The following is a 23,484-nucleotide window of genomic DNA, read 5'->3' on the forward strand; positions in this document are numbered from 1 at the left end:
GCCATGAGCACCTTTTCTTATCGAGCTATCAATACTCAGGGGAAGATCCAGCAGGGGGAAATCTCTGCAGACGACGAAAGTCGAGCCCAAGACCTGTTAAAAGATCAAGGGCTGACGATCATCAGTATCGAATCGGGTCGGAGAAAACCCTTTTCCCCAAATTTATTTCAGGCGAGGAGTCAACAGCTTAGACCCAAAGAAACCCTTCTCTTTACCCGACAGATGCAGAGCTTTTGTGATGCCGACATTCCAGTTAAACAAGCGATTCAGGCGATCATCAAACACAGCACCGTAGAAAATTTAAAAGCATGCTGTCAATCCATTTCACAAGGGCTGGACGAAGGACACAGCCTAAGTCACGCATTGTCACTCTGCGGTGGTGGATTTGATGATCTGTATCTTGCCCAAATCAAGGCCGGCGAGAAATCGGGAAAACTGAGCGAAGTTCTTGAATCACTCGCTCAACATCTCGAAGAACAGCAATCCCAAAATCATAAAATACGAATGGCCAGCCTATACCCCACCATTTTATGCGCTGTCGCTTTGTTTATCATCACCCTGCTGCTCAGTACCGTTTTGCCCAAATTGATACAGCAATTGCAGGGGCAAGAAGACCTACCGCTTCTTACGAACATCATGATCACACTCAGTGAATGGATTCGAGAATACGGCTTCTACGTTTTGCTGCTTATGCTTGCCATTGCCTTGGTAAAACATTTTTTCTATCCTCATTCCCGTTGGCGCCTGGCCATAGCTGAACACATTCCGGCCTTGAGAAAATTGATGCAACTCAGAGACGCCAGTCGCTATCTCGCGACCCTTAGCGTTCTGTATAAAGCTGGCATTCCCCTGGCCGAAGCAGCGAAGTCTTCCGCAGAAGTCATTCGTGGAAAAAAACTTCGCACCCTGTTAGCCCAAGCCGAAGAACAGCTTCAAGCTGGCAAACGCCTAAGCGAACTGTTGCAGCAAAGTCAGTTATTCAGCCCCAACAGTCTTTTATTAATCAGCAATGGTGAGCACAATGGCCGCCTTGCCGATATGCTGGATAAAGCAGCCCGGGAGGAAAGGTCTGAATTAAATCAGGGCATCGATCTTTCACTCGCCGTACTTGAGCCTTTACTGATCACCGTGGTCGGAGGCTTTGTATTTATTATTGTGCTGGCGATATTACTGCCACTGATGCAAATCAACAGCTTGGTTGCCTAACGCATGAATTGTGCCATCGTCCGTAACAGACTCAAACGGCCCCTGGGCATGAGTTTGCTGGAAATGATGCTCGTGCTGACCATCCTCGCTATGGCCAGCAGTCTCGTTATTTACCGCTACTCGCCCAACACTTCGCAACAACAATGGTTGCAGCTGGAAAAACTGCTGCAAAGCAGTCGCGATCAATCCTTTTATCGACAAACCCGTATCCGCTTATCGTGTACCCAAAGCGGCATTCAACAACAACGTTCCTCCAGATCAGGCATCAGAGTAATTCCTGGACAGGGGCACAATCATGAACAGTGGCAAGATACTGAACAGAGACTCCAATTGACGTCCACTGTTTGTCTTTACGAGGCTCAGGAAAGTCGCTGCATCCCCTGCCCAGGTTCTGAATCTCAGAGCAAGATTGCTTCCAGCGATTTCAATATTACTTTCAGTGACGGTTTGGCCGACGACAGTGTCTTACTGACTGATGCCAAAAATGATGAGGAAGGATTTACCGCTCAAACGGGTGACGGCCTGAAGGTTTATGCCCACGGACATATCGAAGCATTGGGGGCGAACGAATAAGATGAAGCCTATCCCCTTTCGCCAGAATGGCCTTTCCATGATTGAAGTTTTGGTCGCCCTGGCCATTTTTGCCAGCACCGTGGTCTTGGCCCTTTCCAGCTTACAATTCCAGCTTCATCGACAACACAAAATTGCCCAACAACATCTCGCAGCACACGTGAGCAACAACATCATCACTGACTTGCAACTGGGTACTCGTCCTTGGCCTAATGACAGCACCCGACACTCGATTCAATTTGCCGAAAGGCAGTGGGATCTGATGTTAACCCCAGAAGCTACCCCCGTCGATCACTGGAAACGCTTGCGAATCGAAGTGAATGCCGAGGGAAAAACACTCGCAACACAACACGCCTACCGACAATTTACGTCCACGGGTGATCAGCAATGATGGCCTCTCGCCAACATGGGCTGACACTCATCGAAACCTTGATCAGTCTCGCTATATTAGGGCTGATTGCCGTTGCCGCAACCCAAGCTTTGCAACGTGCTTCACTCCTCAAAGATAAAATTGATCTGCAATCATCCACGCTTCAAGCCCAGCTTACCTTGGAGCAACTGATCAGCCGAGACATTCTCAATAGCGAGGCGTTAGTTTGGCCCAGCCCACACTGCCAGGGCTTTCCTGAATGCTTTGAGCTTGAGCTGAAATACAACGCCTTTACCGACAAGCCCGACACGCTACGCTTTATCCGTTATCGCTTTGACAATGGTCGACTCTATCGCGATCAGTCGACCGCACAGGGAAATTGGCAAACGGTCGAACTGAAGCATCAGCTGGAATCTTTACACTTCTCCATTTTCAGGCAACAATGGCAGAGCGTACTCGACATCCCCACCGACATCAGTTCCGTTACATCTCGACACAATCCCGATCATCGCGTGCGAGCTCTGCGCATCCACTGGAAGACAAACGCAATGCCCGCCTATGAGCAAACGGTGATGCTGCCATGAACTCTTGCATTCACCCCGGCAAAGAGCGACATAAACAATCGGGCGTTGCCTTAATTCTGGTTTTATTTCTGCTCGCCATTGTCAGCCTACTTGCTGTAAACGCCGGAGAAAAAACCTATCAACTGCAACTCCGCCTGAGTATGCAAAAACAACAACAAGCCATCTTAAGTGAACAGTTTGCGCTTGAAAGGTTTGCGCTGGAACAATATTCAGAACACATTCAAAGCAGTCAGACGAGCTCTCCCAGACAAGAATGGCAACAACCCCTCACCCTGCCCATTGAAGAGAGCCAACTCAACATCCAACTTATGCAACAACCCGCCTGCTTCAACCTCAGCAGCTTGGCAGGTCTGAGCATAAATCAACTCCAGAGCAACACCGGGCTTAAACAACTGTTATTGTTACTGGAAAACCTGAATGCCCCAAGCCCGTTAACAAGCCTTGAAGATATACTGAAAGCCAATGAGCATCTGCCCAACTCGGTCAACGACATCAATCCTATTCAAAGCAAACAGATACTTAAGCAACGTCTGAACACCCAATGGAGCAGCAATGATTGGGAGGCATTGGCCCCATTCATATGTTACTTGCCCAGCCCGTATTCTCGCTGGAACATTAATGGCTTCAACGCACAACATCAACCACTGCTCAAAGCCCTGCTGCTTAACCAGTTACAGGACAGCGACATCGAGGATCTGATTAACCTTGCCAATACCAAGGGTTTTGACAGTAACCACAGTTTTTGGCAGTTCGACAGCCTGAAAGCTATGGCCTTTCCCGCGGAGCTTAAATTACAATTGCGGACAAAATCCGAGTACTATTGGTTGAATATGCAAATTCACCGCAGTCACAGCCGTCTGGAACAGTGGTATTTTTTGCAGCAGCAAGGCTCAAACCTGAAAAAGCGCTACAGCTATAGGACCTGAGGCATGGGCAATTTATACATTTACATCAAGTCTTCCGTTGAATGGCTGGTCATGGAAAACGACAATATTGTTTCCAGTGGCTGCTTGAATATGGCACAGTCCAGCATCAATAAAGACCAGAGTCAGCCGCTGCAGGCCTTGCTTCCCAAGGAGTTTTCGAATCTGCCCTGCCGAGTCATTATTGCGGCAGAGCACAGTATTTCATTGGCCGCCGAGCTCGACTGCCCAGAGCGTCACGCTCGCTCTGCCAGCCTTTATGCGCTGCAAGAGCACTGCAGCCAAAGCCCCGACAGTCTTCATTGGAGCTTTCACAGCGAAGAAGGCACTCACTTGGTCGAGGCGATCAATAAAGATCTGTTCAACAATATTTACCTCAGCCTGCAGGGCCTTGCTCTGGTTGATATTCGTTTCGACTATCAATTGATGCCCTCGAGCACAGAAACGGCCGAAGCACTTTGCCTTGGTCAACGTCTACTTCTGAGACTCCCCCAACAACACCATAATGAATTTTCCCGACATGCTTATAGCGTGCATAAAAGCTGGGCAACAACCTGGTGGAAGTCATTCAGCGACAGCCCGCAATTGAGCAAGTTGAAACTCTATGGCTGTATTGAGGAATTCACCGACGGTTTCAGTGAAAAAGAAAAAAACGCCTTAAGCGCGCGCAGCGTTGAACTGGATCTCTGCGAACCTTGTGCAGCAGCAGATTTAGAACAGCTACTGTGTTATCAACAACATCGTCGGGTCAGGTGCAACACTCACAGCAATTTACTCAGTATTGCACACCCAGCCACATCAAATGCTTATCGCCTTCCGCGTCCAGTCAAACCCGTACTCATGGGCGCCTACTCGCTGATTGCTGCCTGTGCGCTCTACTGGGGAAGTCAGCTGCTCAGCTAAGTTCAGATTCTTTAAAACTCCCTAAAATCTGGGTATTTCAAGACAGCTCTGAACCGGATTAAAAACTGTAACTCAGGGAAACCGAGCCGTAAGACTGACCTTCCTCTTGCTGTTTGAATTCCTTACTGCGGAACACGTGAGAATACGATAGCTTCCAACGCTCGTAAATCACCGCTACGCCCAGCGCCGCATCGCCCACTATGTATTCTTTATCAACAGAATGACTGTCCCTGAAAGTATTGCCGTCGAGAAAAATATTATTCGCGACCAAACGAACATCTGTGGCCAGAAAACCGTAAACATGCCAATCACGATCCAAAGGATTCCCCAACCCCGGGGCACTATTGTCCCCACCAGGGCGCAATGTTGATACACCGAAATCATTCGGCAGTCGATAACCGATTCGGAATTCTCCGCCAGCATTAAAATACGATCCCACATTCCCTATGCTGCCGCCCCAATGATTGATAAAGTCCATATCAATCACATCCCAAAGCGCTTCTTCAGTAATCTGAAAACGACGTTTGCGCTCAAATACCAATTGCACACCCAACTCATTTTCAAGTTGATTGTCCCAACCCTGAAACAAAGCAATATTACGTTCGGCGTGAATGAAATCTTGAGCCTCTTTGGCTTTTGCCCAAGGACCTACAACGCCAATATTTAGCTCTACTGAATGCAAACGATCGTCGACACGCGCTTGATAACCAATGCCCCCATACAGCCAACCAGCATAAGGGCGATCGTTAGGATCTACCGTTTCACGTTCACGATCAGTCGGTGTGAACATCAACTGCCCAGTGCTGAGAATCATATTGCGCTGGACATCCTGACGCCCTTTCTTGGGAGGGCTGGGATGAATGGCCTTAAGCAGAGTATTTAGCTTGTTCACCCAGGGGTAAGCATCTTCTCTCTTGGTAAGAAAGCTATCAACGTCAGGGGAAATAAAAGAAAGGCGAACGCCGTTGGTATAGTTGAGATCAGTACCCGTAAACAAATCGTTTTCAAAATAGAGATTTGCAGTCCATCGGTCTTCTGCCTGCAGTGAAGCAGAACCTAAAATCACGGTCGCCAGCGTCAGCGCCCCCAATACCTTTTTCATTGCGTTCCTTAGTGTTGTGCCTGCTCAATCGACGGTCTTCGCCACTTCAGCAATCAAACGACGCAACCACTGATGCGCCGGGTTATTTTGCAGCAGCGGACTCCAGGCCATCTTCAGTTCCAAGGGTGGAATTTCAAACGGCGGCTCTTTGATGACCACTCGGCTGTTCTTACTCTGTAGACGCGCAGCTCTGCTTGGTATCGTAACCACCAGATCTTTTTGCTCGGCCAGCAACATCGCAGCCTGATAGTGACGGGTAAACACCGTGATTTCGCGTTTGTGTCCCGCTTTGGCCAGAGCCTCGTCCACCCAACCCAGTCGTTGCACATCGCTTGGATTTACTCCCACCCCAACGCCCATGCCCGTTTTACTGACCCAGACGTGTTTGGACTGCAAATATTTATCCAAATCGAAATCGTGTCTTGCCGGGTTTTTCTTACTCATCAAGCAGGAAAAACTGTCTCGCCATACCGTCAACTGGTGAAAGGACTGCGGCATGGAATCAAAACGGTTGATCACCATATCCACTTTGCCCTGCTCCACATCCAGAAAGCTCACATCACTGGGCGTCATAATGTCCAGAGTCACGCCGGGCGCATCATTACGCAGCCGCTTCAGCAGCTTTGGAAACAAGGTCGATTCCGCGTAATCACTCGCCATAATGCGAAAAACACGCTCACTGCCCTTGGCATCAAAGTCTTCACGGGGTTGCACCGCCTTTTCAATGTCCGCCAATACCGCCCTCACCTGAGGCTCCAGTTCGGTTGCCCGCTCTGTAGGCGTCATTCCTTCACTGGTGCGAACCAGCAAGGGATCACTGAACAACTCGCGCAAGCGCTTCAAACCGTTGCTCATGGCGGGCTGACTGATGCCTAACTGACTGGCAGCTTTGGTGACATTGCGCTCCCGGAGAAGCACATCCAAATAGACGAGAAGATTGAGATCAATTCGAGAGATATTCATAAGCGACACTTTATTTCAGCGGCCGCCATTATTCACCAAAGATATGACAAAGTCCATCTACATTAGGTATATAGATACCACAGACAAACTCAACTCACGCTGAACAGCCGGCCAAATCCGCCTCAAACCGCTCGCCAATCACTTGATTACGGCCTTCGGTTTTGGCTTGATACAAGCGTTGGTCGGCGCAGCGATACAAGTCATCCAAATCACCCGCATCCACAGCGAATTCCGCAACACCAATACTGACCGTTACCGATAATTGCTCATTGCCTGCTTGAAACTGTTTCGCCTCAATCGCTCCTCGGAGCGACTCAGCAACTTTGCTCGCTGCCGATAAACCAGCCCCGGACAAGATAAGACAGAATTCTTCCCCGCCAACCCGAAAGCCATAGTCAGTCTGACGGCTGTGCTGTCGAATCAAATCCGCCACGCCCACCAATATGCGGTCGCCCACATCATGGCCATGACAGTCGTTCACTTGCTTGAAATGATCGATATCGATTAACAACAGGCTGAGCTCAAGTTCGTTACGCTGAGCGACACGAACTTCGCGCTCAAAGATCTCAGCCAATCGCAGGCGGTTGTACATTGCCGTAAGCGAATCCTCGGCGGCCATCTTCATCAATTGCGCCTGAGAGCGCTCACGATTGATTTCATAAATATGAGAGAAAACCCAAATCAAGCCGCAACATAATGCCACATTCAATGTGCTGCTCATGGTCATCAACACAACTTCCAGCTCAAAGCGCAGGAGAAACACCACAATGGTCAGAGCGAGATAAGCCGCTGTAAATCGCAACCCCAGATAACTGCCCAACGTTAAATAGGAAATCAGCGGTATGGAAAAAATCCAAACGAAAACGGTCGGACTCGTGTTTGGTAAAAACAGAATGAACATCATGATGCTGTAAAAGCATAAAATAAAGCCAATGCACCAGGCTTTCAGATTCCTGGTATGTTCCAGCTGGTAATAGCTAAACCCTGCAACCATTGCGGCAACGAACTCGATGCCTGCAATGAGATACAGGCCTCGCACTGAATTAACAATGACAAAAACCACACCGCCCCAAGCCGTAAACAAACTCAGGGCTCGAATCACCGAGCGACGATGAGGGGAATCATCATAAAAGGCCACGAACAGGCTCCCAGCCGACAGCATCGAACAACAAAGAGGCTATGCGCCTGAAAAACGGGAACAGGAAAGTATTATAATACGGCATCTTTACCCAAAGCATTCCTTGCAAGGCTAATTCCATCGTCAGTGCATCGCGTTCAAATTGCACTGGGCTCAGTATACGCCATTATCAAGAAAATACTTTGAATGAGCTGCCAAACGGTAGGCAGCTCACTACAAATTGTCTTCAGAGCAAAAAGAGATTACTCAGAGAGGACGGTAACATAGTCAAAATCGACATCACGATCTATATAGGCCATACCTAGCTTGTTCAGATAGTCCATTCGATCAGCTTTCATCAGATCAATCTCAGGAGCCAACAGATTACGTTCCTGATACAGGCCTGCAACAAAAGCCATATAAGCTTCACCTTCCGGAATCAGAAGCAAACTTGCCGCGCCTACATCCGGTTTGACCTGAGCATTCAGCTCTTCCGGCAGTGTAATCGCAAGCACGACAGCTTTTTCATCGCCTTCAACACGCACACTGCGATCCCTTACGGCTTGCCTTCCCCAGTAATACGCCAGTTCTTTACTCTGGGTTAAAAATACCGGCTCGATAGATTCTGTATAACTATTCCCGATGGTCGCCATGGTCTGCTTGGCGGCCTGCTTCATCGCTTTATCCCCTGAGCGATTCAAACCGTATGCCTGAATAGAACCAAGCAAGGCTGAAGACGTACCGTGATACCAGGTATCGCCACAGGCAAAACCGGCTTCCGTCAATCGTTCTTGGGGATCTTTTAAATAGGCTGGAGTATCAGTCATGATCACAGTCACTCAATCATTTAGTGTTTAGACAGTTGGGAATTCTACCCTACTTTCACCCAGCACAAGGCCCTTTCTTTATCAAGATGCCTGAATGGAGGGTATAAAAAAGGCGGCACCTCTTCAGGGGCCGCCTTTGATCGAATTCTGGATCACCTCATTACAATGAAGTGATATCAGATAACTTCGATTAACCGAACTGGTTAGAGGTGTTTTTCGCACCACCGGCTTTCAATGCGTTCTCACCAGCGTAGTACTCTTTGTGATCGTCGCCCAGATCAGAACCCGCCATGTTCTGGTGCTTAACGCAAGCAATACCCTGACGGATTTCTTTACGCTGTACGCCAGCCACGTAACCCAGCATGCCCTGCTCGCCGAAGTATTCCTTCGCCAGATTATCAACAGACAATGCCGTAGTGTGGTAAGTCGGCAGAGTGATCAGGTGGTGGAACACGTTCGCTTCGCGAGAAGTATCCGCCTGGAAGGTCTTCACTCGCTCATCAGCTACTGCAGACAACTCAGAATCGTCGTATTCAGCAGACATCAGGTTGCCACGGTCATAGGCAGAAACGTCTTTACCTTCGGCCGCCCATGCATCGTAAGTCTGCTGACGGAAGTTCAGAGTCCAGTTGAAAGAAGGTGAGTTGTTATACACGAGTTTCGCATCAGGATGCACTTTACGAACTTCATCCATCATGCCCTTGATCTCGTGAACAGTAGGCACAGCCGTTTCGATCCACAGCAGGTCAGCACCTGCGTTAATCGCTTCAACGCAATCAAATACACAGCGCTCATGGCCAGTGCCCTGACGGAACTGGTACAAGCCAGAAGGCAAACGCTTAGGGCGAACCAGCTTGCCATCACGATTGATTACAACGTCACCTTCCGCCATCTCAGATACGTCGATTTCTTCAACGTCCAGGTAAGAATTGTAGACATCACCCTGGTCGCCTGGCTCTTTAACCACGGCGATTTCTTTGGTCAGACCAGCACCTTCAGAGTCGGTACGAGCAACGATCAGGCCGTCATCAACACCCAGCTCCATGAAGGCGTAACGCAAAGCACGCAATTTCGCGTGGAAGTCCGCGTGAGGTACAGTTACCTTACCGTCCTGGTGACCACACTGCTTTTCATCAGCAACTTGGTTTTCGATCTGCAGACAGCAAGCACCGGCTTCAATCATTTGCTTAGCCATCAAGTACGTAGCTTCAGCGTTACCGAAACCAGCATCGATGTCCGCAATAATTGGCACAACGTGGGTTTCATGGTTATCAATTTGATTCTGGATATCCGCAGCTTTGGCGCTATCACCCGCTTCACGGGCTTTATCCAATTCACGGAACAGGCCACCCAGCTCACGCGCATCAGCTTGACGCAAGAAGGTGTACAGCTCTTCTACCAAGCTGGCAACTGCCGTTTTCTCGTGCATGGACTGATCAGGCAGAGGACCGAAATCAGAACGCAGAGCAGCAACCATCCAACCAGACAGGTACAAGTAGCGACGCTCGGTAGTACCGAAATGCTTCTTGATGGAAATCAGCTTCTGCTGACCCACAAAACCGTGCCAGCAACCCAAAGATTGAGTGTACTTGGTTTTGTCTTTATCAAATTCGGCCATGTCACGACGCATGATACCAGCGGTATATTTAGCGATGTCCAAGCCAGTTTTAAATTTGTTCTGTGCACGCATGCGAGCAACAGATTCTGGGTTGATAGCACTCCAGGTGTCGCCCATTGTGTCGATGGTCGCAGCGGCAGCCTGAATATCATTTTCGTAAGCGGACATGATCGTTCCTCAATATCAGAGTGGAGATTGCTATAGTGCCCAAGCGGGCTGATGAGAGGCCGGCTGTTTCGCAGGAATTACCCTCATCTCGACTATGAGCTTAGTCTATTGCGAGGACTTACATAATTGAAATCGATACTACCAATATTTGGTATTCACCATATGTATGGCTACCGCCGTAATGCCTTGCCAACCGAAATCCCGAGAGAGACGTCTATTGAGAATAGATCAGCATTCCGATGACGCCTGATGAAGCAAGCAGGACTTGACCATTGAAGCACAGCGACACCACCAAAGCCCCCAGCCCCGCTCAGATCGAACTCTGGGTACTTGAGGCCCAGGCCGGAGACCAAAAAGCCATTGCGAGGCTCTACCACCAGTTCTCCAGAGCCTTAGAACGCTACGCTCTGCTGCAGTGCCAAAACAGAGATATGGCGATAGACGCATGTCAGGACAGCTGGGAACGCTGCTGCCATAAACTCAAACAGCTCAAAGACCCCAGTGCCTTTCGAGCCTGGCTGTTCAGAAACGTCCGTAACCGTATCACTGACTTGGCCAGGAAGAGTCTGGCGGAAGAGAACCGGAAAACCCAGCTGGAAGCCGAATCCGGTCAATCTGAGGAATTCGGCAGCCAAAACGATCAAACAGGGGAACATTTGCAGCTCTGGAAAGCCATCAATGCCCTTCCCCAGCAAGAGCGGCAATGTGTCTATCTCTTTTATCAGGAGGAATTCAGCATTCGGGAAATTGCCCTGACATTGGGGGTAACCGACGGCACGGTTAAATCCCAGTTGAGCCGCGCCCGAACCCATTTACGCAAAACCATCAATCAAATTTAAACGAGGATTTACACATGGATATCGACAAAAAATTGCGTGAACAACTCAACAAAGAGAGTGAAGAACTCGATAGCTTGCTGCGGGCAGATCGCGGCTTATTTGGTCGCATCATTGACAGTTATCACAGCAGCATGAGCTTTTGGATTATGTACAGTCTGTTTTTCGCGACACTGATCGGCGTAGCATTCTGCTTTTGCGCTTACCAGTTTTTTAATGCGGGCGACATCAAAGATATGCTGTTTTGGGCCACCTTAAGCCTGGCCTGCATGATTGTGATGGCGCCACTGAAATTGTGGCTACTCAATGAAAGTGGTCGTCAGGCCGTCCTGCGGGAAATTAAACGCCTGGAACTTCGAAATGAGCAGAAACTCGCTGCGATTGAACACATGTTACAAAACAAAAACAGCGAGTAAGCTGGGTCAAGATTTTATTGGATTAACGGCGCCACAGACAGTCTTCCCCGAGACTGTCCAACTTCTGTTCATGCAATTGCATTTCTTCAGCGCTTGCCGCAACAACGCGTAATGTTGGTCGCGACGTATCAAGCCGGCGAATGGCAGAACTTTGCGCACCGCCACCACTGTCTTCCGTTTCCGAACCCAATGACAACATGGTTTGGCCACCCGTCATCATCAGGTAAACATCCGCCAAAATCTCGGAATCAAGCAATGCGCCGTGCAGCACTCGACCGGAATTATCCACGTCGTAACGCTTACACAAGGCATCCAGAGAATTTCGTTGCCCAGGGTGTTTATCTCGAGCCATCACCAGAGTGTCAATGACCGAACAGTGGTCATAAACCTTACCGTGCCCCTGTCCCAGTAAAGCAAACTCATGATCAATAAAGCCGACATCAAAGGGCGCGTTGTGAATGATCAGTTCAGCGCCACGAATAAACTCCAGAAAGCTATCAGCAACATGAGAGAAAACCGGTTTATCTTCGAGAAACTCATTGGTAATACCGTGAACTTCAATCGCTTCGTCTTCGACAATGCGTTGCGGGTTGATGTACTCATGGTAGTGCCGGCCGGTTAACTTTCGGTTAACCAGCTCCACACAACCAATTTCGATAATGCGGTGCCCTGATTTCGGATCAATACCTGTCGTTTCAGTATCGAGCACAATTTGACGCATATAAAACCTTCTTAATAATCTCTAATTTTTTGTCGGATATCGAATTTACTTAGGAATGCCCTGATTCGCTAAGGCATCAGCGATCTCATTTTCACGATGACCGCTATGCCCTTTTACCCAGCGCCACTCTAGGTCGTGCCGTTGACTTTCTTCGTCCAATAGCTTCCAAAGATCGGCGTTTTTCACTGGCTGCTTGGCCGCGGTTTTCCAACCGTTTTTCTTCCAATTGAACATCCACTGAGTAATGCCCTGCCGGACATACTGGGAGTCGGTGGTTAAGACAACCTGACAAGATTGCTTCAAAGCCTTTAGGGCTTCAATCGCCGCCATCAGCTCCATTCTATTATTGGTGGTTTCCCTTTCTCCACCACAAAGGCTTTTCTCTTTATCACCGTAACGTAATAAGGCCCCCCAACCGCCCGGACCAGGATTGCCCTTACAGGCGCCATCGGTAAAAATTTCAACTGTTTTCAATATTTGATTCAAGGATACAACTCTTATAAGACTAACAATAACAAAAGATACAGACCTGAGACCTTAGCCACTACTTATGAGCGGGAGCATCAGGCTTTGAATTTTTAACGACCAACTTAGGTCCGCTTCTCTTCGCCTGACGACCAATGGCGGTGCTCGCAAACTGCTCAGCAGCTTTTTGCTTCTGCCAACGGGGTTTAATGGCATTCATCGCAAACACATCATTCCTAGCCAGCAGCGTATAGGAAGCCCCCCAGTTCAAGCCCCCCAACTTTTTACCGGCGTTTTCCATCCAGCGACTGCCATTAAGCACCGCCTTGTTCGATACCGGCAAACGATAAAAATGCGGAATTAACTGTAAAGGCTGCAACCCTAATAGCTGAAGCCAATCACGACTGGCTCGCGCTGTTAACAAACGACGGCGCCACAGCTGGCTGGATTGACTAAAACGTGCCAGATTCGAGAAAAGACCGTAGGCACTCAGTGGATTGAAACTGGTTATGATCAAATGGCCGTGATCAATCAATACGCGTTGAGCTTCACGCAAGAGCTCATGGGGATTGGAGGAAAACTCCAAACAGTGGTGCAGCAATAAAACATCGACAGAATCGGTGGCCATGGGCAGACGACTACCATCAAAAGGCAATGGCGATAAACCACTGGCACTCATATCTTCAGAAAACCTGTTATCAAGCGCATCAAGCTGGATCAACTGAATTTTGTGATTGATTCGGCTTTCACCGGAAAAATCAAACTGCCGAAGATGGCTGAAAGAACCGAGATGATAACCGAAACGATAACGTAAAAGCTCATCAATACTCGTCTTCTCTTCTTCCAAAATCGCCTGCCCCAAAGGACTATCCGCCCAAGCGGCCATATCCTCAGCCAGAGCATTTGGCGAAAGCGGCACACTGGCGCGCTGATGTAACCATTGACGGCATTGTTGTACAAGACTCACAATAAAGCCCTTTACTTAAGATTGAGGGTCGACAGTTGGGCCCAGGGAATTAACGGCGCCCCAAAAGCGTCGAAATACTATAACAGAAAATAGCACAAACTTGATGGGAGCCTGCGTTACATCGCTTTCCCGCAAGACCTGATAGCAGAGGAGTTCGCACCGCCATGGCCTATAAAATCAGCCCCATTGCCGCCTTTGATGACAACTATATTTGGCTGATCGACAATGGCCAGATCGCCGCGGTTGTTGACCCTGGTGATGCTAAGGTTGTTCTTGATCGCTTAAGCGAGCGAGAGCTGGAATTGACCGCCATCATTAACACTCATCACCATTATGACCACACAGGCGGAATTGCAGAGCTATGTGAAAGCTTTCCGAACTGCACCGTATACGGCCCCAGCAGTCAGGTTCTCAGCCAACACCCCTGCCAGCAAGATGATGAAGTCGAGATTCTGCCGGGCCTGACGTTTAAAGTCATGGAAGTTCCTGGTCACACCCTTGACCATATTGCGTTCTACTCCAATGAACTCAGTCCCTCCGTGCTCTTCTGCGGAGACACCCTGTTTGCAGGTGGGTGTGGGCGCATGTTCGAGGGCAATCCAGAGCAGATGCAGGGCTCATTGGAAAGATTGGGCTCCCTGCCGGGGGCAACCTTGGTCTACTGTGCCCATGAATACACATTAGGTAATCTCAATTTCGCACTTGCCGTGGAACCTGGGAATCAGGATTTAGTCCAACGCATGGAGGACACCAAAGCGCTTCGTGAGAAATCAGAAGCCACGGTCCCCTCTGAATTGGCAACCGAACGTGCGACCAATCCTTTTATGCGCTGTCGGGAGGCTGATGTTCAGAAGGCCGCCAGCCAGCGAGCCAAAAATATCGTCTCCAATCCAGCGGAAACCTTCGCGGTTTTGCGCAAGTGGAAGGATAATTTCTAACACTTTCAGGCTTGAAAGCCAGGGCTGTTGCTTTCCCCCTTGGGCGAATTGACCCGAGGGCATGGGCGCTCTAGAATCGGCGCCTATTTCGATAATAAAAACTTATTAATTCTGACCATTAGTTGTACTGCCCTATGCTTAGATCGCTTTCACTTTCCGGCTTGCTGTTACTGCTAGCTGGCTGCGGACAGCTTGTCCAAAAACCCAGCTCGACGGTTCAAGATCAGACGGTGCCAAGTCAAGCGGAAACGGTCGCCGAGACTACGCAAACCGAGGCCTCGGAAGACGCCAACTCGGAAGACGCCAGCACGGCGGCGAATGAAACGATCACAGAAGAGCCGCTTGTTGAGGTTGATCTCTGGCAGCACATCAGGGACGGCTACCGTCTCAGCCACATCGATCATAGTCGCATTGAAAAGCAAAAGAACTGGTACGGTCGCCATCCGAACTATATGAACCGCATCAGTAAGCGGGCTCGTCCTTACCTCTACTACATAGTCAACGAACTCAAGCGCCGCGACATGCCCATGGAGCTGGCCTTACTGCCCATTGTTGAAAGCGCCTACGATCCCTTTGCCTATTCCCATGGCCGAGCCTCTGGGCTGTGGCAGTTTACGCCACCCACGGCAAAGGATTTCGGCCTGCATAAAAACTGGTGGTACGACGGACGCCGAGACATTGAGGCCTCGACTCAGGCCGCCCTGGATTATCTAGAAAAGCTGCAGAAACGCTTCAAAGGCGACTGGTTGCTGGCCCTGGCGGCATATAACGCCGGCGGCGGAACCGTAAACAAGGCCATAAAACGCAACAAACGCAAAGGCAAGGCCGCCGACTTCTGGTCCCTGAAATTACCCAAAGAAACCCAAATCTACGTACCACGACTGCTGGGATTGTCCAAACTAGTGGCCAAGCCCGAAAAAGCCGGCATTGAACTGGTCAGCATTCCTGACGAACCTTTCTACCGCCGCTTTGATCTCGATTATCAGCTCGATCTGGCGCAAGCCGCACAGCTCGCCGAGCTTCCAATGGATGAGTTTTACCTCTTGAACCCCGCCTACAATCGCTGGGCAACCACACCCGATGGTCCTCAACATATTCTCATCCCGATCGCGCAAGCTGACCTATTTGCCAGTGGCCTGGAAAATCTCGACCAATCCGAACGTGTGGGCTGGAAACGATATGAAGTAAAAGCTGGCGATACCCTTGGAAAAATTGCTCGCCAACATAAGCTGAATGTCAAAGAGTTGAAACGTATTAATCAGCTTTCAAATAACACGATCAAACTGGGTCAGGCCCTGTTTATCCCCACGGCCAGCAAACCCGGGCAACATTACACCTTCAGTCTGAACGAGCGTGTAGCGCGTACTCAGGGTCGAGCCCAGGCACAGCGCTATAAGGTTAGAAGCGGTGACAGCTTGTGGAGCATCAGCCGTCGATTTGGCGTGAATTATGAAGACATTGCGCGCTGGAACAAGCTCAGCGTTAACGGCACTCTCAAACTCGGACAGAAACTGCTGATCTACCCTAAGCAAGCCCGTTACGCCCAAGGCAAACAACGTATTTCCTATAAGGTAAAAAAAGGTGATTCCATCGCGAGAATCGCTCGAAAATTCGGGACCAGCATCAAATCCATTGTGCGCAGCAATGGCCTGAACCCCAAGGCCTATTTGCAACCGGGTCAGGCCTTGACCGTGCTTGTTGACCCGCGTCGAGGCTAGTCAGTCCCCTTCCAGAAATCGCCGAGCGGCTTCTTCATATTGAGAGGAACGCTCGGCAATCGCATCAAAATCGTAGAAACGACGATACTTCTCCAATAGAGACTGACGCAAGCGCCCCGCTAACTCAGCATCCGCATCAAACAATCGATCAAAATCGATTTCATACATTTGCAGACACACACAATCCTTCACATAGTGCAGACCACGTAGAGCCGACAGTCTGGCCACGGGCACCATGATGGCACCATGCAAACTGCTCTGGTGTTCAAGCAGGGTTTTAGTCGCCGCAACAAAGCGATTAGTGTCATTATCCAATCGCGCGAGAAGCGGTAAATCCTGGGATTTGTCAGGGTCGTAGTAAAGGTAGAAGTCACTTGCCCTCAAATAGGCTTCATCAACAATGAACGTCAGGTTGCCCAGGGGTCGAACTCTGGGCAAGTGCCCCGTAGCACTGCCTTCACGCAGCTCAAAGTTCATCAGCAAACGTCCAGATTTCCCCGTATGCAGGGCATGAGCCTTTTCAACCGCCAGACAAAGCATTTTGAAATGCTGCTGATCCAGAGGCATATCACTGAGAGGCTTTGGCTCAGCTGGCAAATGATTCATTGTTCTCTATCCTTCGCAAATCGGACGGTCTAATTATTATAGCGGTTATATAAAGAAGGAATATCCCCAAATTAATACAGATCTAATACTATTTGTGTAGGATTTTTGACGCTTTACGACCGTCTACTCCAAGATTCGTGCTAATTGACTGTTTTCCTTCCTAATTGTGACATAATTCACAGATATGGTGTTAGAATAGTCTCATCACAAACAATACCAAAGGAAGAAGGTTACGGATCATGAAAGTTAAGCATCTTGTTGGGATGATTGGCTTAGGGGTTGCAACATCGCTGAGCGCCACGATTCAAGCTCAGACATTGCAGGAAGCCATTCGAACCTCTATTAACTCTCATCCAGAAGTCAGCGCTGCGAAACATGAAGTGCTTGCCAGGGAACAGGAAATCAAAGGCGCCCGCGCCGGCTACCTTCCAACGGTTGATGTCGCCGCCGGATTTGGCCGCGAAGAAACCAAATCTCCCACGACCGGCCAGCGTGAAGTCGACCTAGATCGCAAGGAAACTTCAATATCTGCTCGCCAACTCGTATTTGATGGTTTTGCTACCCGATCCGAGGTTCGCCGCCAGGAAGCTCGCACCGAGAGCGCTCGCCACGAACTGAGTACCACAGAAGAGAACATCGCCCTCCGGACTTCTGAGGTATATCTGTCTATCTTGACCCAGGCCGACTTACTGAAGCTTGCTGAAGCCTCTCTTCAGGAGCACAAAAGCATTTACGATCAGATGACTCTGCGCAATCAATCAGGCGTTGGTAGCCGGGCCGATCTGGATCAGATTGCCGCTCGACTGGCACTTGCCGAAAGTAATGTCGTTGTGGCCCAGGCAAACTTGATGGATGCCGTCACCAACTACTATCGCGTTACTGGCGTTATGCCCGAAGTTGACGCCCTGAGCATGCCCAGCAATGGTATTGACTTACCTGCTAATCTGGAAGATGCCATCGAGCTTGCCTTGCAAAGCCACCCCACCTTGAAAACGGCCAATGCGGATATTGATGCAACCGTTGCTCAAGCTGAAGCGGCCAAGTCCCCTTTCTGGCCGGATCTGCGCCTGGAAGCAGACGCCAGCTGGAATGAAGACACTGGCGGCGTTGTAGGTGAAGATGAGCGCCAGATCATTGCTTTGCGCATGCGTTACAACCTGTATCGTGGTGGCGCCGACAAAGCCCGTCGCAAGCAAACCCAGTATCTCTTGGAGGAATCCAAAGACGTTCGTAATAACACCAGCCGACAAGTTGTAGAGGGCTTGCGGTTGTCATGGACTGCCTTTGAGTCCATCTCTTCTCAACTGCAATACCTGCAGGCTCATGTGGATGCTGCACAGGCCACAAAGGAAGCGTATATCAACCAATTTAATATTGGTCGACGCACCCTGCTGGACCTGCTGAACACCGAGAATGAAGTGGTTGATGCCAAGCGAAATCTGATTCGCGCCAGCTACAACCAGAAACTGGCGGAGTATCGCATCTACAACTCAATGGGACTTCTGCTACAAAAGCTGTCGATTTAAGATCGAACACGCCCATCACCCAAAAAGGCCGGATGTTCTCCGGCCTTTTTTGTGCCCCTCTTTCCCTCGTCAGGCCTGACAACCACAGAGTTCCCCACACCTGTTGCAAGCTTTATCAGCTCGCAATCAGCTTTAATGCTTGCTTTTTAAAAAACACTGTATAAAATCACATGTACTGTATAAATAAACAGACCAGAGGCTTGGGCCATGATCAAACTTACAGCACGCCAAGAGCAAGTATTGGAGCTCATCAAATCTTATATCGATGAGACTGGCTATCCACCTACCCGTGCGGAAATAGCCAAAGAACTCGGCTTCCGCTCTGCCAATGCCGCTGAAGAGCATTTAAAAGCCCTGGCCCGCAAAGGTGTCATCGAGATGATTGCGGGAGCGTCCCGCGGCATTCGCTTGCCAATTGAACAGCAAGGAATCCCTTTGGTTGGCCGTGTAGCGGCCGGCAACCCGATCCTGGCTGCCGAAAATATCGAAGATTACTGTGATATCCCAAGCTCCTTCTTTCACCCCAGTGCCGACTTCCTGCTGAAGGTTCACGGTGAGAGTATGCGTGACATTGGTATTTTGGATGGCGATCTGATCGCTGTTCACAAGACAGAACGCGCCCACAACGGCCAGATCGTTGTCGCCAGAATTGACGATGAGGTTACCGTTAAGCGTTACGAAAAAATCAACAATCAACCTCTGATTTATCTTCACCCTGAGAATGAAGAGTTCTCCACCATTGAGGTTGATTTACGCGAACAGGAATTCAGCATTGAAGGCCTTAGCGTAGGCGTTATACGCCGCTAAGCCACACATTAGCTTTGCGCCATAGGCCATAGAAGCAGATAGAGCCACACTTAGAGGGACCAGACCATGAACCACGCAATGAATCAAGTCGCTTACGCCGCCCAGCAAGAGCAAGAAGCCCAGCACGGTTTAACAGAACTTGTGGTTACCCACGAACAGGATAATTACCTGCAGTGGTTACTGCCCATGGTCGCTCACTTTAGTCAACAGCATAGCGACCGCTGGCTAAGCTGGGTTGGAGCTGAAGATATCAGCAAAGAAACCTTACTGCGCTATGGCGTTGATATAAGTCGCCTACGCATCATTCGCCTACGTGATAACAGCGACACTCTGTGGGCAACTTGGGAAGCATTAGCTGCTGGCAACAGTCACATGGTGATTAGTAGCCCCGGGGTATTAGGACGCCAGGAATACCAGCAATTAAAACAGGCTTCTGAGATTGGGAACTGCCAGGGCTTGATGCTGAGAATGCGCTAGGGAAGCAAGCTACGCAGCCCCCCGACCTATCGCTCAGTGAATCTGGATGGGGCCTTGATCGGCCTCATCGATATCGTCAACACCCTCTTCTGTACGATTTGCCTCAGCGATCTCACTCGCCGCCTCCAAGCCCGCCTGCACCATCGCACGGGCAACTTCTACCTTGGCATCTTGCAGATAGAAATTCGATTCTTCTGAAAAGTGAATGGTTAACAAAGGCTCCCCTTTGTCATCTGCCCTTTGCAGGGCGACATCGCCGTTAGCTAATTCAACGATTTCAAATAAGACAGTGTCCATTAATACTCCGGAACTCGTATATGAGCGCGATTCTAACAGTTTTCGAGGTGGGTTTCGAATTGTCCTATGAAAGCACCGCAAGTTCACCCTCGAAACAGGGCTCAGTACTCTTCGTTTAGACTCAACTGGGATTCAAAATACTGCTCAAACCCGCGTAAACACAACTTGAGAGTATTCGAATCCAATACAGGGCTCGACTTCGCTGTGGCAATAAGAGTGGCGGAATCCTCGGGCGCCTGAAGATCAATAGTGGCCGCGTGAGCAAGCGTGTCCAATACACTTAAAAAATCAGCGTACCAGTCACTGTTTTTTAACATGAGCACACTTTGAGGCAACGCCTTGTCTGGTATCGAGTTGAACTGCTCTACAGCAGATGCGCCGTTTGAGCTTAGGGGGATTGCCAGCTCTTGTTGGAGCCAGCTCTGGTTGAGAGCACCCAAAATATAGAAACCGCCCCTGGTAAAGCTCAGCTTGGCAATGGCCGTATCAGCGGCGCACAAGGCCTGATACTGAGAGCGAGCCAATTGCAACTGAGCGAAAAAGGGGCGCAAACGCTCCATTACTTCTTACTTTTCGCGCGGGATTTAGCTTGGGTTTCAACCCATTTGCCGCCCTCATAAAATGCCTTCCATCCCGTCGCCTTACCTTCCACCTCAGACTGAACATACTGCTCTTTCGTCTTACGGCTATAGCGAATCACGGCCCTATTGCCATCAGGGTCGGCCACGGGCGCACTGAACAGAAACTTGTATTTCGGGTCGATTTTAGCCTTGTGAGGCAGCAGCTCCTCAACCAGAGGGGCGCGGGTTTCTCGGTTCTTCGGGAACTGACTGGCTGCCAGGAACATGCCCGATGCGCCATCACGCAATACGTAATGATCGTCTACTTTTTCACAAGTGAGCTCTGGCATGGGCACAGGATCCATCTTTGGAGGCGCCGCCTCACCATTACGCAAAAGCTTGCGGGTGTTCTTACAGGATTCTGAGGTACAACCAAAGTACTTACCGAAACGACCGGTCTTAAGCTGCATCTCACTGCCACACTTGTCACACTCGAGGGTTGGCCCATCATAGCCCTTGAGTTTGAAGCTGCCCGCTTCCACCTCAAAACCGCTACAATCAGGGTTGTTACCACAAATATGCAGTTTACGCTGCTCGTCCAGCAAATAACTGTCCATGGCCGTGTCACAGATTTTACAGCGATGCTTGTTTCGAAGTTGCTTGGATTCCGCCTCATCGTCTTCATCCAGATTCAGCACTTCATCGCCAGACACCAGATTCATTGTGTGTTTACAGCGCTCTTTAGGCGGCAGCGCATAACCAGAGCAACCCAGAAACACACCCGTGCTGGCGGTTCTAATCTGCATATGACGGCCACATTGGCTGCACTCAATGTCGGTCTCAGTGGGCTGGTTGGCGCGCATGCCACCATCCTGCGCCTGGGCCTGGGTCAGCTTCTGGCTGAAATCCTGATAGAAATCGTTCAACAAGTCATCCCATTGCAGATCACCCTCAGCAACTTTATCCAAAGACTCTTCCATATTGGCGGTAAAGCTGTAGTCCATCAGGTCGACAAAACTCTCGCTCAATCGTTCGGTAACGATATCCCCCATTTTTTCAGCAAAGAAGCGACGGGACTCTGTGTGTACGTAACCGCGATCCTGAATTGTGGAAATGATGGACGCGTAAGTCGATGGTCGACCGATGCCCCGCTTCTCCAACTCTTTCACCAAACTGGCTTCGGTGAAACGCGCTGGCGGCTTGGTAAAGTGCTGCTTGGGATCCAGCTTTTGCAAGCCCAATTGATCGCCAACTTTAAGTTCAGGTAACACCACATCCTCTTCTTTCTTGGACTGTGGCGGTTGAACTTTCATAAAACCATCAAAGCGAATGACTCGACCACGAGTACGCAATTCAAAATCACCCGCAGCCAAAGCAATCGAGGTGCTGGTAAATTCAGCTGGAGGCATCTGGCAAGCAACAAACTGCCTCCAGATCAACGTATACAAGCGCTCAGCATCGCGCTCCATTCCTTTCAACTGAGTGGGTTGTACATTCACGTCAGAGGGCCGAATGGCTTCGTGCGCCTCCTGGGCCCCTTCCTTGCTACTGTAAATATTGGCTTTTTCAGGGAGGTAACGTTTGCCGTATTCTTCCGCGATAAAGTCTCGGCAACTGCCAATGGCTTCCTGACTCAAATTGGTCGAGTCAGTACGCATATAAGTGATATAACCAGCTTCATATAAGCGCTGAGCCATCATCATGGTCTTCTTCACAGAAAAACCCAAGCGAGTGCTGGCGGCCTGCTGCAAAGTCGAGGTGATATAAGGCGCTCCAGGCTTGGCCTTGGTCGGTTTGTCATCACGAGAGACCACGCGATAACTGGCGTCCTGCAGCTTGGCAACAGCAGCCATGGTCTGGGCTTCGTTAACTGGCTTAAAGGCTTTATCGTTTTCCTTCTTAACCTCGAAACGAATCTTATCGCCCTCTTCGCTTTTTAAATCAGCGAAGATGTCCCAGTACTCTTCCGGGATAAACGCGCGAATCTCTCTCTCGCGCTCAACAATCAAACGGACGGCGACCGATTGTACTCGGCCAGCCGACAGGCCACGGGCAATCTTCTCCCATAACAAAGGAGACACCATATAACCCACAACGCGATCGAGAAAACGGCGGGCCTGCTGGGCGTTTACGCGGTTTTGATCGATGGGACCGGGACTTTTGAAGGCTTCCTGGATGGCAGATTTGGTGATCTCATTAAATACCACTCGACGGTAACGGGAATCATCGCCACCGATGGCTTCACGGAGATGCCAGGCAATGGCCTCTCCTTCCCTATCCAAGTCTGTCGCGAGATAAACCGTATCGGCGTCTTTTGCCAACGCTTTGAGCTCGGCAACGACTTTCTCTTTGCCGGGCAAAATTTCATACTGGGCTTCCCAGCCATTTTCCGGGTCGATCCCCATACGGCTGATTAACTGGGCCTTGGCCTTGCGCTGCTTGTGCAGAACCTTATCTTCAGGCGACAGTTTGCGAGTAATCGCCGCCTGCCTCGCGCGCTCTTTGGCATCCACCGGAGCTTTCTTGCCACCGGAAGTAGGCAGATCGCGGATATGACCGACGCTGGATTTAACGACAAAGTCTTTGCCAAGATATTTATTGATTGTTTTTGCCTTGGCAGGCGATTCCACAATTACCAGGGATTTTCCCATATTATCCTTCTTAACAAATACACTTACTTGCAATCACACGGTCGGCCATTCAAGCAACTCTACTCTATATACATTCAGGCCAAGGAGCGCATATATATAGGCAAGCGCCCTATTGGTCAAGAGCGCGGCCTAAAAGTGGTGACAAATT

At 49.8% G+C, this 23,484-nt stretch carries 25 protein-coding genes; 13 read left to right on the forward strand and 12 right to left on the reverse strand.

The genetic code is table 11. From position 1 onward, the window contains the following. The first annotated feature begins 3 nt into the window (after window positions 1-3). Genes ABWW03_RS10230 through ABWW03_RS10255 form a run of 6 tightly spaced genes read left to right on the forward strand, consistent with a single transcriptional unit; the run spans window position 4 to window position 4,556 of the window. On the forward strand, window positions 4-1,206 hold the full coding sequence (locus tag ABWW03_RS10230) for a type II secretion system F family protein (RefSeq protein WP_353408092.1): 1,203 nt from the start codon (window positions 4-6) through the stop codon (window positions 1,204-1,206). A gap of 48 nt (window positions 1,207-1,254) precedes the next feature. Beyond that, on the forward strand, window positions 1,255-1,779 hold the full coding sequence (locus ABWW03_RS10235; RefSeq protein ID WP_353408093.1) for a type II secretion system protein: 525 nt from the start codon (window positions 1,255-1,257) through the stop codon (window positions 1,777-1,779). A gap of 1 nt (window position 1,780) precedes the next feature. Then, the gene (gene gspI, locus ABWW03_RS10240; RefSeq protein WP_353408094.1) at window positions 1,781-2,167 is read left to right on the forward strand and encodes a type II secretion system minor pseudopilin GspI; all 387 of its coding nucleotides are present in this window, start codon (window positions 1,781-1,783) and stop codon (window positions 2,165-2,167) included. Further along, a complete protein-coding gene (locus ABWW03_RS10245; protein WP_353408095.1) occupies window positions 2,164-2,730 on the forward strand; it encodes a PulJ/GspJ family protein in 567 nt (188 codons plus the stop codon). The genes gspI and ABWW03_RS10245 overlap by 4 nt, the downstream gene beginning before the upstream one ends. Beyond that, complete coding sequence (locus tag ABWW03_RS10250; protein ID WP_353408096.1) at window positions 2,727-3,656, forward strand: hypothetical protein; 930 nt, start codon at window positions 2,727-2,729, stop codon at window positions 3,654-3,656. Before ABWW03_RS10245 ends, ABWW03_RS10250 begins: the two co-directional genes overlap by 4 nt. 3 nt (window positions 3,657-3,659) lie before the next feature. Next, window positions 3,660-4,556, forward strand: a complete 897-nt coding sequence (locus ABWW03_RS10255) for a hypothetical protein (protein ID WP_353408097.1) — start codon at window positions 3,660-3,662, stop codon at window positions 4,554-4,556. Window positions 4,557-4,614: 58 nt separating this feature from the next. On the opposite strand, the gene ABWW03_RS10260 is transcribed toward ABWW03_RS10255, so the two are convergent. The 5 genes from ABWW03_RS10260 to ABWW03_RS10280 form a co-directional block, all read right to left on the reverse strand. Continuing rightward, window positions 4,615-5,658: a lipid A deacylase LpxR family protein gene (locus ABWW03_RS10260; protein WP_353408098.1), complete on the reverse strand. Its 1,044-nt coding sequence runs from the start codon at window positions 5,656-5,658 to the stop codon at window positions 4,615-4,617. Between the two features lie 24 nt (window positions 5,659-5,682). Beyond that, window positions 5,683-6,621 (reverse strand): LysR family transcriptional regulator, encoded by a 939-nt coding sequence (locus ABWW03_RS10265; RefSeq protein WP_353408101.1) that lies wholly within the window; start codon window positions 6,619-6,621, stop codon window positions 5,683-5,685. 94 nt (window positions 6,622-6,715) lie between these two features. Then, the gene (locus ABWW03_RS10270) at window positions 6,716-7,759 is read right to left on the reverse strand and encodes a GGDEF domain-containing protein (RefSeq protein ID WP_353408102.1); all 1,044 of its coding nucleotides are present in this window, start codon (window positions 7,757-7,759) and stop codon (window positions 6,716-6,718) included. A 242-nt stretch (window positions 7,760-8,001) separates the two neighbouring features. After that, a complete protein-coding gene (locus tag ABWW03_RS10275) occupies window positions 8,002-8,565 on the reverse strand; it encodes a hypothetical protein (RefSeq protein ID WP_353408104.1) in 564 nt (187 codons plus the stop codon). Window positions 8,566-8,755: 190 nt separating this feature from the next. Then, entirely contained in the window at window positions 8,756-10,351 is a 1,596-nt protein-coding gene (locus tag ABWW03_RS10280; RefSeq protein WP_353408105.1) for an isocitrate lyase, read from the reverse strand. Window positions 10,352-10,623: 272 nt separating this feature from the next. Here ABWW03_RS10280 and ABWW03_RS10285 point away from each other — a divergent pair, with 272 nt between their 5' ends. Both ABWW03_RS10285 and ABWW03_RS10290 read left to right on the forward strand, forming a co-directional pair. After that, window positions 10,624-11,190 (forward strand): RNA polymerase sigma factor, encoded by a 567-nt coding sequence (locus ABWW03_RS10285; RefSeq protein ID WP_353408106.1) that lies wholly within the window; start codon window positions 10,624-10,626, stop codon window positions 11,188-11,190. Window positions 11,191-11,204: 14 nt separating this feature from the next. Continuing rightward, window positions 11,205-11,603 (forward strand): DUF6768 family protein, encoded by a 399-nt coding sequence (locus ABWW03_RS10290; protein WP_353408107.1) that lies wholly within the window; start codon window positions 11,205-11,207, stop codon window positions 11,601-11,603. Between the two features lie 22 nt (window positions 11,604-11,625). Here ABWW03_RS10290 and dnaQ read toward each other — a convergent pair whose 3' ends face one another. The 3 genes from dnaQ to ABWW03_RS10305 form a co-directional block, all read right to left on the reverse strand. Then, window positions 11,626-12,324, reverse strand: coding sequence for a DNA polymerase III subunit epsilon (dnaQ, locus tag ABWW03_RS10295; RefSeq protein ID WP_353408108.1), 699 nt, complete (start codon window positions 12,322-12,324; stop codon window positions 11,626-11,628). Window positions 12,325-12,369: 45 nt separating this feature from the next. Beyond that, entirely contained in the window at window positions 12,370-12,798 is a 429-nt protein-coding gene (gene rnhA / locus ABWW03_RS10300; RefSeq protein WP_353408420.1) for a ribonuclease HI, read from the reverse strand. Between the two features lie 70 nt (window positions 12,799-12,868). Beyond that, window positions 12,869-13,756, reverse strand: a complete 888-nt coding sequence (locus tag ABWW03_RS10305) for a methyltransferase domain-containing protein (RefSeq protein ID WP_353408110.1) — start codon at window positions 13,754-13,756, stop codon at window positions 12,869-12,871. A 164-nt stretch (window positions 13,757-13,920) separates the two neighbouring features. On the opposite strand from ABWW03_RS10305, the gene gloB reads away from it, so the two are divergent. Both gloB and ABWW03_RS10315 read left to right on the forward strand, forming a co-directional pair. Continuing rightward, window positions 13,921-14,694 (forward strand): hydroxyacylglutathione hydrolase, encoded by a 774-nt coding sequence (gene gloB, locus ABWW03_RS10310; protein WP_353408111.1) that lies wholly within the window; start codon window positions 13,921-13,923, stop codon window positions 14,692-14,694. Between the two features lie 230 nt (window positions 14,695-14,924). Beyond that, entirely contained in the window at window positions 14,925-16,412 is a 1,488-nt protein-coding gene (locus ABWW03_RS10315; protein ID WP_353408112.1) for a lytic transglycosylase, read from the forward strand. On the opposite strand, the gene ABWW03_RS10320 is transcribed toward ABWW03_RS10315, so the two are convergent. Further along, a complete protein-coding gene (locus ABWW03_RS10320; RefSeq protein ID WP_353408114.1) occupies window positions 16,413-17,018 on the reverse strand; it encodes a hypothetical protein in 606 nt (201 codons plus the stop codon). A gap of 239 nt (window positions 17,019-17,257) precedes the next feature. On the opposite strand from ABWW03_RS10320, the gene ABWW03_RS10325 reads away from it, so the two are divergent. The 3 genes from ABWW03_RS10325 (at window position 17,258) to ABWW03_RS10335 (ending at window position 19,828) form a co-directional block, all read left to right on the forward strand. Further along, a complete protein-coding gene (locus ABWW03_RS10325) occupies window positions 17,258-18,544 on the forward strand; it encodes a TolC family outer membrane protein (RefSeq protein ID WP_353408115.1) in 1,287 nt (428 codons plus the stop codon). A gap of 207 nt (window positions 18,545-18,751) precedes the next feature. Next, the gene (gene lexA / locus ABWW03_RS10330; protein WP_353408116.1) at window positions 18,752-19,351 is read left to right on the forward strand and encodes a transcriptional repressor LexA; all 600 of its coding nucleotides are present in this window, start codon (window positions 18,752-18,754) and stop codon (window positions 19,349-19,351) included. A 66-nt stretch (window positions 19,352-19,417) separates the two neighbouring features. Continuing rightward, complete coding sequence (locus tag ABWW03_RS10335) at window positions 19,418-19,828, forward strand: hypothetical protein (RefSeq protein WP_353408117.1); 411 nt, start codon at window positions 19,418-19,420, stop codon at window positions 19,826-19,828. Between the two features lie 33 nt (window positions 19,829-19,861). Here the strand turns inward: ABWW03_RS10335 and ABWW03_RS10340 are convergent, their stop codons facing one another. From ABWW03_RS10340 to topA, 3 genes are all read right to left on the reverse strand, one after another. Beyond that, on the reverse strand, window positions 19,862-20,125 hold the full coding sequence (locus ABWW03_RS10340) for a hypothetical protein (RefSeq protein WP_353408118.1): 264 nt from the start codon (window positions 20,123-20,125) through the stop codon (window positions 19,862-19,864). 101 nt (window positions 20,126-20,226) lie between these two features. Continuing rightward, the gene (locus ABWW03_RS10345; protein ID WP_353408119.1) at window positions 20,227-20,685 is read right to left on the reverse strand and encodes a hypothetical protein; all 459 of its coding nucleotides are present in this window, start codon (window positions 20,683-20,685) and stop codon (window positions 20,227-20,229) included. Next, entirely contained in the window at window positions 20,685-23,336 is a 2,652-nt protein-coding gene (gene topA / locus ABWW03_RS10350; protein WP_353408121.1) for a type I DNA topoisomerase, read from the reverse strand. The genes ABWW03_RS10345 and topA overlap by 1 nt, the downstream gene beginning before the upstream one ends. Window positions 23,337-23,484: the final 148 nt, after the last annotated feature.

Source organism: Pseudoteredinibacter isoporae (assembly GCF_040372805.1).
GTDB lineage: Bacteria > Pseudomonadota > Gammaproteobacteria > Pseudomonadales > Cellvibrionaceae > Pseudoteredinibacter > Pseudoteredinibacter isoporae_A.